11 protein-coding genes are annotated in these 10,559 nt (G+C 69.4%); 5 read left to right on the forward strand and 6 right to left on the reverse strand.

Translation table 11 applies throughout. The annotated features are described in order from the left end of the window. Both VGN18_RS13700 and VGN18_RS13705 read right to left on the reverse strand, forming a co-directional pair. Positions 1 to 954 (reverse strand): DUF3761 domain-containing protein, encoded by a 954-nt coding sequence (locus tag VGN18_RS13700; protein WP_327540259.1) that lies wholly within the window; start codon positions 952 to 954, stop codon positions 1 to 3. Positions 955 to 1,025: 71 nt separating this feature from the next. Next, positions 1,026 to 3,365: a penicillin acylase family protein gene (locus tag VGN18_RS13705; protein ID WP_327540260.1), complete on the reverse strand. Its 2,340-nt coding sequence runs from the start codon at positions 3,363 to 3,365 to the stop codon at positions 1,026 to 1,028. 165 nt (positions 3,366 to 3,530) lie between these two features. Between VGN18_RS13705 and VGN18_RS13710 the strand changes: the two genes are divergently transcribed. After that, complete coding sequence (locus tag VGN18_RS13710) at positions 3,531 to 3,707, forward strand: hypothetical protein (RefSeq protein WP_327540261.1); 177 nt, start codon at positions 3,531 to 3,533, stop codon at positions 3,705 to 3,707. A gap of 42 nt (positions 3,708 to 3,749) precedes the next feature. Here VGN18_RS13710 and VGN18_RS13715 read toward each other — a convergent pair whose 3' ends face one another. From VGN18_RS13715 to VGN18_RS13725, 3 genes are all read right to left on the reverse strand, one after another. After that, positions 3,750 to 4,508, reverse strand: a complete 759-nt coding sequence (locus VGN18_RS13715) for a potassium channel family protein (RefSeq protein ID WP_327540262.1) — start codon at positions 4,506 to 4,508, stop codon at positions 3,750 to 3,752. Between the two features lie 564 nt (positions 4,509 to 5,072). After that, positions 5,073 to 5,555, reverse strand: coding sequence for a hypothetical protein (locus tag VGN18_RS13720; RefSeq protein ID WP_327540263.1), 483 nt, complete (start codon positions 5,553 to 5,555; stop codon positions 5,073 to 5,075). Beyond that, entirely contained in the window at positions 5,555 to 6,067 is a 513-nt protein-coding gene (locus tag VGN18_RS13725) for a Panacea domain-containing protein (protein ID WP_327540264.1), read from the reverse strand. The genes VGN18_RS13720 and VGN18_RS13725 overlap by 1 nt, the downstream gene beginning before the upstream one ends. Positions 6,068 to 6,462: 395 nt before the next feature. Between VGN18_RS13725 and VGN18_RS13730 the strand changes: the two genes are divergently transcribed. From VGN18_RS13730 to VGN18_RS13745, 4 genes are all read left to right on the forward strand, one after another. Then, positions 6,463 to 6,789: a hypothetical protein gene (locus tag VGN18_RS13730; protein WP_327540265.1), complete on the forward strand. Its 327-nt coding sequence runs from the start codon at positions 6,463 to 6,465 to the stop codon at positions 6,787 to 6,789. An 89-nt stretch (positions 6,790 to 6,878) separates the two neighbouring features. After that, complete coding sequence (locus VGN18_RS13735) at positions 6,879 to 7,241, forward strand: DUF4192 family protein (protein WP_327540266.1); 363 nt, start codon at positions 6,879 to 6,881, stop codon at positions 7,239 to 7,241. A 79-nt stretch (positions 7,242 to 7,320) separates the two neighbouring features. Then, complete coding sequence (locus VGN18_RS13740; RefSeq protein ID WP_327540267.1) at positions 7,321 to 8,331, forward strand: DUF4192 domain-containing protein; 1,011 nt, start codon at positions 7,321 to 7,323, stop codon at positions 8,329 to 8,331. An 85-nt stretch (positions 8,332 to 8,416) separates the two neighbouring features. Then, positions 8,417 to 9,448: a DUF932 domain-containing protein gene (locus tag VGN18_RS13745; protein WP_327540268.1), complete on the forward strand. Its 1,032-nt coding sequence runs from the start codon at positions 8,417 to 8,419 to the stop codon at positions 9,446 to 9,448. Between the two features lie 550 nt (positions 9,449 to 9,998). Here the strand turns inward: VGN18_RS13745 and VGN18_RS13750 are convergent. After that, on the reverse strand, positions 9,999 to 10,559 hold a 561-nt coding region (locus VGN18_RS13750), incomplete at its 5' end, for an alkaline phosphatase family protein (protein ID WP_327540269.1).

Below are 10,559 nucleotides of genomic sequence, written 5' to 3' on the forward strand. Positions count from 1 at the left end.
CTAGTTGAAGAAGATCTTGACGCCGCCGTGGTGCGAGCAGGCGCCGCGGTGCTGGGCGGCGTAGGAGTAGGTGCCGTCGTTGCACTGGGCGGTCGCGCCGCCCCCGGGGTCGGCGACGGGAGCAGGCGCAGGTGCGCTGGAGCGGGGGGCGGGAACGGGAGGCAGCGCCGAAGTGACGTACAGGTTGTAGGCGACCCACCAGTTGCGGGCGATCGCATGCTGCGCGCCGGCCAGGCTGATGAGCCCGGAGCAGACCATGGCGTGCAGCCGGTTCTCGACCCGGTCCTTGGTGCGGGCGCCCCAGCTCGCGAAGTACGGCTCGGGCCACAGATTCGTCGCGGCGGTCGGCGAGCCGCCGAGTTCGAGGGAGATCAGATGGTCTTCCTCGTAGTCGCCGGGATTCTGGTCGTGGTGGTAGGAGTAGCCGCTCCCGAGCTGCGCGATCTTGAGCTCGGTGGTGTAGCTCGACAGCGGCCGGATGGTGGTCGTCCACCCCGGCACGCAGATCGTGCGGTGGATCGTGGCCTGGGTGACGGCGGGATCGATCGCGCCGGGGGTGCGGGCGGCATCCGGGAGCACCGCCCCGACGGACGTGACGACGATGCCCTCGCTCGCCGGCGCCGGCGCCGGAGCCGGGGCGTGGCCGGGTCGGGTCGCCCGGGCCGAGGACGGGGTCGAGGAGTCGGTCGGGGTCGAGGCGACGGTCGGGGGCGAAGAGTCGGTCGGGGCCGAGGACGTGATCGGGGCCGACGACGTGGGTCGGGCCGCGGAGGTGGTCCGGGTGCTCGACACCGCGATCGCGGCTAGAACGACGACGGTCCAGATGAGCCAGTTCCACCCGGCGTGCCGGGTGGGATGGGTGTGCAGGAAGCGGCGGGCCCGGGATGCTCGCCGCGGTGGGGGAGACGACGGCACGCTCCAGCCACCGTGACCCACCATCGCCGCGTCCTCCACCTGATCGATCCGCAGCCCGATGTTAGGTCATTGTGAAGTTGAAGTCGATTCGACGCGCGGACGCTCGCCAGCTAGCGCAGGGTCATCGGTTTGTAGTGCCAGGTCGCGTAGAGCTGCAGCTGGTCGGCGAAGTGCGGGCTGCGCACGTCGCCGGACTCGCCGGGGGCCACCACGTTCTCGCCGGTGACGCGGCCCGGCACGAGAGAGACGATCTGGTTGTACGTGCCTCGGTTCATCCAGGGCGTGGTCGGCACGCTGCCCGCGCCGAGCGGCGACCAGGTGATCGACACGTCCGGCGTCAGCCATCGATCGACGTCGGCCGTGCCGAAGCGCGCGGTCAGGTCGTCTACGGCGTGCTGTAGGGCGCCGGCCACGACGGACGACAGCGAGCGCCGCTGCAGGTAGTCGTAGCGCAGCGGCAGCGAAGCGTGCCGTCCGGAGAGCAGCCGGCTCACGATGTTCGCGGTCGTGTTCAGCTCGTTGCCGTCGGCGGCGTAGTTGTCGCCGAGCGCCGGCCGCACCGTCGTGTCGACCAGCGCGGCGTACCAGGCGTTGAAGATCGTCAGCGCGGGCGAGTCGTACGCCCCGTCGTGGTTCGCGTCGACCCGCGACTCGTCCCAGTTCCGCAGCAGCTGAACGACCGGGCTGCTCGCGCCGCCGAGCGCCGCCAGCAGCTGCGGGCGCAGCACCTGCACGACGTCGGCCGGCTCGACCCCGACCGGTGTCTCGGCCGTCTCGCCGGTCGTCCGGTTGATCGCCTCGAGGGTGGCCGTGGTGGCGGTGTGCGGCGCGATCCGGGCGACCTGCCGCTGGATGACCTGGACGCGCTGCACCGGCCCCCACTGCCAGAAGCCGTCGCTGGAGTTCGCCCAGTGCTGCTGCGGCTTGTTGTTCCAGTTCGCGAGCCAGCCGCGCACCGGATCGATCACGAGCGGCATGGCGTCGGTCGGACGCAGCCCCCGCCATTCGTCCGACCCGTCGCCGGGGTGGGGCAGGAACGGGTTGTCCCCGACGGCCCGGATCGGCACCGGTCCGACGTGGGCGTAGGCGATGTGGCCGGACGTACTCGCGTAGGTGAGGTTGAGGCTCGCCCGGATGCTGCGGCCGGCCCGCAGGAACTCTTGCAGCGACCGGGCGCGGTCGATGCCGAGGAAGCCGGCGAGGGTGACGTCGATCCGCCCGCGCGTCGCGTCCTTCAGGGTGAGTGCGAAGTTCCCCTGCTGCCCGAGGACGGGGCCGTGGACCGATTCGCAGGCCGTCTGGGCGACCGGCGCCGAGCCGGCGACCTCGATCGTCTCGACCCGGCAGTCGAACGGCCGCCACGCCCCCCGGTAGAAGTACCGGCCCGGGTGGGCGGCCGGGTCGAGCCGCTCGGCGTACCAGTCCTGGTTGTCGTCACCGCCGGTCGTCACGGTCCAGGCGAAGTTGTGCCCGACGCCGATCTCGACGCCCGGCGTGCCGGCGAGCACCACCCCCGTGACGTCGTAGCCCGCGCCGTGCAGCCCGATCTCGACGAAGCCCTGCGGCAGGCTGTAGCCGATCTGCGGACCGCCGAGCAGCAGCGGGTGCCCGCTCGCCGTCAACCGGCCGGACAGCGCGATCGCGTTCGAGTGCCCGACCGAGTCCAGGCCGAGCCGCGCCATCGCCCGGTGCGCGGCGCGCTGTCGCGCGACGGCTTCGTCGGCCGCGGCCGGTTCGGCGCCGGCCGGCGTCGGCAGGATCGACGCGCGATGGTCGACGCGGCCGGCGGCCCACGGGATGGTCGTCGGTGATCCGGGATCGTCCGTCCAGTGGGAATCGCCGAAGGCCGCCGCTGCGGCGGCCGGTCCGAGCCGCGCGTCGAGGTCGGCGAGCTCGGCTGCATCGGTGAGCTCGTCGGCACCGGTGGTGCCGACCTGCAGCACCGAGATCATGCCGGTGGCGAGCACGTCCTCGTCCGTCCACGGCTGCGGTTGCTGGTGCACGCCGGCGTACTCGAGGGGTAGCAGGCCCTGCGCGGTGGCCTGGGTGATCCACGCGTTGTAGCCCGCGACGAAGGCGTCGAGGGCGGTGCGGGTGCGCCGGTCGAGGGCGAGCACCTGTCGGTGCAGCGCGGCGTACCCGCCGGTGTACAGGCGGAAGTACTCGTCGGACTGCACGTTGGCGTTGCCCGCACCGGGCCCGATCAGCGCACTCAGGTACCCCGACGCCGTGCGGCGCACCAGATCGGCCTGCCACAGGCGTTCCTGCGCCTGGGCGTAGCCGTCGCCGTAGAACAGCGCGGGCGCGGTGTCGGCGTACACCCGCGGCACGCCGTAGCTGTCCCGTTCGATGCGCCAGCCCGAACGGGCCTCGGCGGTGGCGGCGCCGGCGACGGACGATGCGAGGAGGGCGGCGAGCACGGCCGCCGTGCTGCGACGAACGATGTTCATCGCTGCACAGTGGCACCGGGTGTGTGAACCGGCCATCAAAATCGCGATTCGCCGGCAAGGTCGCGACCTTCGACCCGACCGGGTCGTCCGTTGGCCCGTAGCGACGTCCGGGCCGTCGGGCGCAGGGTCGGCTCATCGCCGAACGGCCCGCTCGAGGAGGTCGACATGTCCAGGCAGCATCACCCAGCCCGCGGCTTCATGTTCGCGATCCTGTTCCTGCTCGTCCTGCTGTCCATCGCGGCCGGCCCGATCGGCTTCGCCGTGCTCGTCATGGTCGGGATCCCCTTCGCGATCCTGGTCGCCGGCGAGTCGATGGCGCACAGCCGGTCGAAGTCCCCGTGAGCCGGACGGACTGACCGGGCTCGGCGCGCCGGCGATCGACCCTCAGCCGGTCGGAGGCGGCGGTGCAGTGCGGCCGGTGAGTTGGGCGCGCAGTTCGGCGATCTCGGCTGTCAACGCCCGGAAGTCGGCCCGGGTGACCGCCTGGGCCTCCTCCTCGGTCTCGCGAACGCGCTCGATGAGCCAGCTGGCGATGGAGGCCGTGACGATGCCGAGCAGGGCGACCCCGCCCAGCATCAGCCCGGCCGCGACCCACCGCCCCTCGGTCGTCACCGGGTAGTGGTCGCCGTATCCGACGGTCGTGATGGTGGTGAGTGACCACCAGAGCGCGTCACCGAAGGTGGTGATGTTCGCGTCGGCCGCCGCGCGCTCGGCGTCGAGAACCGCCAGCGCCGAGCAGGTGAGCAGCAGCGCGGTCGCGCCGGCGACGTAGACGGCGATGCGCCCGCGCAGGCCCTGGGTCGCGCCCCGATTGAGCATGCGCAGCAGCAGCACGAGCCGTAGCAGGCGCAGCGGGCGCAGGATCGGCAGCACGAGCACCGCCAGGTCGGGCAGGTGCCCCCACACGAAGTGCGCGCGACGCTCGGCGAGGTGGACCCGCACCGCGTAGTCGACGAAGAACGCGCTCCACGCCACGACGTCGATCACCGTGCACAGCGCGGTCAGCGACGCGTCCAGCCCGGGATCGAGCACCGGCCACGCGTACGCGCCGAGGAAGGCCGCGGCGAGCACGGTCAGCGGCCACTCCCACCGCCGCTCCCAGGCTTCGAGTCGGTCGTTGCCGGTGTCGGTCGCTGCGACCATGGCAGACATGATCGCGACTCGCGCCCCCGCCCGACAGGCCCCGGGACGACGAACGGCCCCGGGTGAACCCGAGGCCGTCCGTGATGCTCCAGCTGGATCTCAGTCCAGGTAGTCGCGCATTAGGAACGCCTCATCCTTGTGCCAACCCCCGGAACTGCGGGGGTTCCGGCACGACAGCGAGTCCCTCGTGTCCGGTAATACCTTGGACTGAACCGGGCTGGCACGGGATGTCCAGGTCCGGGTCAGCAGGTCGTGTGTTCGCCGCCCTGGTACGCAGTGGTGTTGTCGATGAGCCAGCTGCCGTCGCTGCTCTGGATCAGCGTGTAGAGCAGCGTCCAGTTGTCGCAGCGGGTCTCGGAGAACCTTATTACAAGCCGTCGAAGCTATGACGGACGAGATCCACCTTTCCTCGTCGGGCAGGGTTTCATCGTCGGGCATCACCGTTAGTCACCCCGATCCCTGTCATCAACGGCTCGTATGAACAACGGGAGCCCACGCGCTCCTTCAAGCAGGCTCGTCGCCGGGGCGGTGCCCCGTCGCGGACGACATAGCGGGAAACCCGGCTTAGTTGTCCCAGACCCGCTTGCTCGGAAAGACGACATGGTTCGGGTCCCACCAGATGATCGAAAACTCGTTGTCGTACAGCAGCCCCCAGAGTCGTTTCGCGCCGCTGATCCGAAACTCGTGGATCGCGTCATGATCGTCACTGAACCGCTCACGAGCGCGCTTCTGCGCCGTGGGGTTCTGGCTGTCGGCCGCAACGTCGGCGTGCTTGCACGGTCGCGGGATCAGCTCCTTGACCTTCTTCGTCTCCATCTCGGCCATGAAGGCGATGAGCTCCGCGTGATCGTCCTTACTGATGTCTGTAAGGCACCACTCACTACCTATGTCGACGCGGTCGAACCGGAATCGCAGCTCACGGTCGTATGCGGCGACGTCGACGGGCGATTCGACCGCGCGTTTCTCTCCCTTGGCTGGCGTCGCCGCTGCGGCGCGGCGTCGTTGTTTCTCTTGCTTCGCGGCCTGTCGAGGCGACTTGTCACCCACTACTGATCGACTGAGGTGCCGAGCAGGCTCTCGTAGTACTCGCCCATCGCCGCGTGTGTGATCACAGCGTTGCTCCGCGCGCCTGGTGGGGTGTCCCCCCGCGCTTCGCGCCACGGCGCCTCGCGGTGGGTGAGATCACTCAGCTCGGCGCCGCTTCGGCGACCGTAGAAGTCGCAGACCATGTCCACCGTGGAACGCTCGTTGGGCTTGAGAGAATCGGCGTCGCCGTCGGCGACCTCGTCGACTTGATACTGCAGACGATGCTTCGCGTAGAGCTGCGGCGATACGGGACCGTTCGCCCATGCCTCGATGCGCTCTGGGAAGAGGGGCTCCTCTTCCCAGACGAGGTGCCACGCCTGCGAGTAATAGCAGAGCTTCTGGAGCTTCGTAGCGGTCATCGGTCCGCACTTATCGAGAACGTACTGCGCGACATCCCATACGTGCGCCATTGCCTTGCCTCCCTGTATCCACAGAACTATGCCCTTTTTCCACAGGGTGATCCGAGTGAGCATAACTGAACTGAATCAAGAATCGCGGAGGCGAGCCCCCTCGAACCATCTCCGATCCTCCCCGGCATGTCCGACAGTTTCTAAGGCGCCGCGAGCTAATCGCCGGCACGCAACCGAGCCAAGACGACGGCCCCACCAACGGTCCGCCCACAAGTGATCCGGGTCTTCAATCAGGATCGCCTGGTTGAACATGTGATCGAATCCTGCTAGTATTTTGGGAGCTCGGAAGACGTGTGCCCCCAGATGGCCCTGCCCGAGCCACCCAACTCAAGTCGACACCGCGAACGCGATGATCGACTGGGTCTTCGATCAGTTCACCTGACCTGACGAAGACATCGACGCCCGGCCCGCATCCCGCGGTGCCGGGTTTTTTCATGCCCAACCGAAGGAGACACGGCATGTGGAACGCAATGTGGAGAGGCCTGGCCAAGCTGGGCGGCACCCTCGTCCGGGTGGCGACGTCGCTGGGTGAGCGCCTCCTGGCGCGGTTGAAGCGGCTGTGGCGAGGCCACTCGACCCGGGTTGCCACGGACGCCGCCTACGCGGCCGCGGCGGCGCTGGTGATCGGCAGCCTGGTCGGCCTGGTTCCGGTCAAGGACGCGCTCGGGGCGGTGCTCGCCGCGCTGCTCGGGGTGCACATGACCAACCGCAGCCAGCCTCGGAGCTACGACTCCGGCGTAAGCCGCTGGGACGACGACTGGGACCGCGACGAGCGGTTGGCCTGAACCACTCCGCAACGGGCCGGCACACCGGCCGTACTGCAGCCCCTTGACCATCCGGTCGAGGGGCTTTCTGCATTTCAGAGAGGAAGTCCATGCCCACCACCGATCCAACGCAGGTGCACGTCGCCAGCCCAACCGACCTGCTTACTGCGATCCCGACCATGCTCGGGACACCCCCGAAGGAGTGCCTCGTGCTAGTCGGGGTCAGCGAGACAACGGTGACCGCTGCCGCGCTGATCGAGCTGCGCCACGTCGCCTCACCCGGAGTGATGCCGGCGGCGTTCCACTCCATCAGGCGCAGCTTCGCCACCGGGGTGATCGTCGTCGTCTACACCGACACCCACGCCAGAACAGATCTGCTCGCCGAGCCGCTGGAGACCCTGTCCGTCCACGTCAACCTCGAGATGGAGGCCCTGCTCCTCGTCCGGCGCGGAGAGCTCCAACCACTCGCATGACCCGACGCTCTACCGCGACCGCATCGCCTGCCCTCAGCCGTCCGGCTGGGGGCTTCGTCATTTTCGAAGGAGAACTGCCATGACCACCACCGACAAGCCGGCCCTGCGCATCACCGGCCCGGCCGACCTCATCTCGGCCGTGCCGTACCTGCTCGGCTTCCACCCCCAGGACAGCCTCGTCCTCATCGGGCTCGCCGACAGCCACCTCGTCGTCACCGCCCGCCTCGACCTGGACGCCTTGACCTCCCAGGTCCTGACCGACACGATCGGCGCCATCGTCCGCGGCGGCACCACCGATCTGATCGCCGCCGTCTACACCAACGCCCAGCACCCGACTTCCGCCGCGGACCTGCCGCAGCGGTCGATCATCGAGCAGGTCAGTGGCGTTGCGGAGTCGTCCACCGTGACCCTGATCGAGGGCCTGCTCGTAACCGCCGACCGTTGGTGGTCCTACAGCTGCGAGAGCCCGGCCTGCTGCCCACCCGACGGCAGGCCGTTCACCGCCACCACGGTGTTCCAGACCGAGGCCGTGGTGGCGGGGCTGACCGTGGTTCCGACGAGGGAAGCGCTCGCCGACATGTTCGCCGCGGTGCCCGACCGACCGGATCTCGCTGAGCTGATCGCACGGCATGAGCACCTCGAGCTGAGCGCGGCCCTGAACGGGTCAAGAGACGCCTGGGCCCGGTCGGTCACCAGGGCCCTGTTCGTCGCTCACCGTGGCGCTCAGGACGGCCGGATGCCCACCGACGAGGACGTGGCCCGCTACGGCGTCGGCCTGCAGTCCTACGCCGTGCGGGACGCGATGTGGATGGGTGTCGACGACGGGCGGCTCGCCGGCATCGACCTGTGGGTCAACCTCGCCCGACGGCTTCCGAGCCCGCACGACGCGGCGCCGCTGTTCCTGGCCGCCTGGTCAGCCTTCCGCGACGGCAACGGTGCCCTGGCCGGCATCGCCGCCACCAAGGCGCTCGAGTCCGATCCCGGCTACAGCGCGGCCGATCTGCTGCTCGCCGCCCTGGCCCACGGCATCGACCCCCGCAGCCTGCCCCGGCTCCGCGCAACGAAGGGAGACAAGGACACGAACCAGTAGCGCACCACCAGCAGCACCGAACACCTCAGCCCCCGTGCCGACCGGCCGGGGGCTCTCGCATGTCCAGACCAAGGAGATCACCAGCATGTCCCACGAACTCGAACAGCACCCCGACGGCAGCACCGCCTTCGTCGCCGGCCACAACCAGGACGCCTGGCACCGCCTCGGCACCGTCCTCCCCGCTGGCCTGACCGCGCACGACGTCATGACCTACGCCCACCTCGGCGGCTGGGACGTCCGCAAGCGCGAGATCCAGACCAGCCTCATCGGCACCGACGGCGTCACCAGCACGGTCATCGACAGCAAGTACGTCACCGTCCGCACCAACCCAGTCACCGGCATCGAGGAGATCATCGGCCAGGCCACCGGCCACGCCGGGATCGTCGGGGAGACCTACACGCCGTTCCAGAACGAGGCCCTGGTCGAGTACCTGCAGACCATGACCGACGAGTCCGGCGCGTTCCTCGACACCGCTGGCTCGATGCGCGGCGGCGCGGACGTCTTCGTCACCATGAAGCTCCCGAACACCATGCTCGTCGGGGGCGTCGACGTGCTCGACGTGAATATCGCCATCCTGAACAACCACACCGGCAACCGGGCGATCACCGGGCTGATCACCCCGACGCGAATCGTGTGCGCCAACACCCAACGCGCGGCGCTGGCCAACGCGAAGGCGTCGTTCAAGATCCGGCACACCGAGACCGCGGCTGACCGGGTCCAGCAAGCCCGCGACCAGCTCGGCCTCACCTGGAAGTACCTGGCCGAGTTCGAGACCCAAGCCGAGCGGATGATCAACGAGGCCCTGAGCGAGGCGGAGTTCCGCAGGGTCTGCGACGAGATCTGGAAGCAGCCAACCGAGACCGCGACCGGCCGCAGCAAGACGCTCGCCGGCAACCGCACCCAGGCGCTCGACCAGCTGTTCCTCGATGCCGACACCAACGCCAACATCCGCGGCACGAGGTGGGCCGGGTACCAGGCCATCACCGAGTACCTCGACCACACCGCGCCCGTGAACGGCAAGACCGCCGGCGACAAGGCGGTCAACCGTGCGCTGCGCTCGATCGACGGGTCCGTCGTCGACCTGAAGGAGCGGGCCTTCGCCTTGCTTGCCGTCTAGCCAGATCTCGGTTGCCCGCTGTCGGTAACCCGGCCGACAGCGGGCAGCTGGTTCGCCGGCAACCCACCATCCGGTCCCCTCGCGGGATGTCCACCGCCGACGCGCTATCCCCGGCCGGGTCAAGCTCTCGACCGCGCGCCCCAGGCCGGGCTATCTCGTTGCTCGGTTTGCTGCTGTGGAACTCTCAGGAACAGGCCTCGAACAGGGCTGGTCTGAGTGCGGCCCAGAGCGTAGAACTGCAGGTGAGCTGTTGAGAAGAAGCGGCTTGATGAGCGTCGACGCCGACAGTTCACACCCTTCCCCCCGGAGGGTGCTCGACGGCCCGCCTCATGAGCACGGGGCGGGCCGTTGCTCGTCCTTCCAGAAACGTCGGACCCGCTCGACTCGCCCACGCGCAGCGCGTATGGCTGAGACCGCGAGCCCGAGGCGGCGACGGTCTGCCGGGGGGTGACCCGTAGCCGCCGGGTGACGGCTCGTTCCGAATCGACGGGACGAGCCGTCACTGCGCAGCCTCCACGAGGCGCGCCAGTCGGGCCCCCGTGGCGGTACCTCAGTTGACGGGCTGGTCGTTCGGCGGCGGGAGCGTCGTTCCGTCTCGGAGCATGACGGGGCCCACGGCAACGGTGCCGGCCGGTGTTTGGGGCACCGGGGTCGGCGTCGGGGGAGGTGTCGGGGCGACGGGTTGGGTGATCGCCGTGCCGTAGGCCGGCGGCGGCGCGGAGGGCGTCGCGGCGGTGTCGACGAGGTCGGCGAGGCTCGGGGCGTCGTCCAGGCGGGGCACGCCGAGAGGTGGGAGGCCGAGCAGGTCGAGCACGGTCTTGCCGATGCTGGTGTGGCCGTTCCAGCGGGAGTCGATGACGGTCTTGACCGGGCCACCGAACATGAGCAGCGGGACCCGTGGGCCGTAGGCGAGTTGGACGCCGTCGGGGGTGTGTTCCAGGTTCGGGGTGACGACGTGGTCGTCGAAGCCGCCCCAGTCGTCCCAGGTCAGCAGGAACACGGTGCTGTCCCAGAGCCCGGCGGTGGTGATCGCGTCCACGGCCTGCCAGATCTTGTCCTGTCCGAGGGTGACGTCGGCGGTGGGGTGTTCGTCGTTCGGGGAGTCGTGCCA

The organism is Jatrophihabitans sp. (genome assembly GCF_036000465.1).
Taxonomy (GTDB): domain Bacteria; phylum Actinomycetota; class Actinomycetes; order Mycobacteriales; family Jatrophihabitantaceae; genus Jatrophihabitans.

What these genes read in the sequence shown, in the direction of transcription:
- VGN18_RS13715 (WP_327540262.1), bottom strand. Translation starts at nt 4,508, where the DNA reads ATGGTCGCAGCGACCGACACCGGCAACGACCGACTCGAAGCCTGGGAG.
- VGN18_RS13745 (WP_327540268.1), top strand. Translation starts at nt 8,417, where the DNA reads ATGTCCCACGAACTCGAACAGCACCCCGACGGCAGCACCGCCTTCGTC.
- VGN18_RS13725 (WP_327540264.1), bottom strand. Translation starts at nt 6,067, where the DNA reads ATGCTCACTCGGATCACCCTGTGGAAAAAGGGCATAGTTCTGTGGATA.
- VGN18_RS13705 (WP_327540260.1), bottom strand. Translation starts at nt 3,365, where the DNA reads ATGAACATCGTTCGTCGCAGCACGGCGGCCGTGCTCGCCGCCCTCCTC.
- VGN18_RS13735 (WP_327540266.1), top strand. Translation starts at nt 6,879, where the DNA reads ATGCCCACCACCGATCCAACGCAGGTGCACGTCGCCAGCCCAACCGAC.
- VGN18_RS13710 (WP_327540261.1), top strand. Translation starts at nt 3,531, where the DNA reads ATGTCCAGGCAGCATCACCCAGCCCGCGGCTTCATGTTCGCGATCCTG.
- VGN18_RS13740 (WP_327540267.1), top strand. Translation starts at nt 7,321, where the DNA reads ATGACCACCACCGACAAGCCGGCCCTGCGCATCACCGGCCCGGCCGAC.
- VGN18_RS13730 (WP_327540265.1), top strand. Translation starts at nt 6,463, where the DNA reads ATGTGGAACGCAATGTGGAGAGGCCTGGCCAAGCTGGGCGGCACCCTC.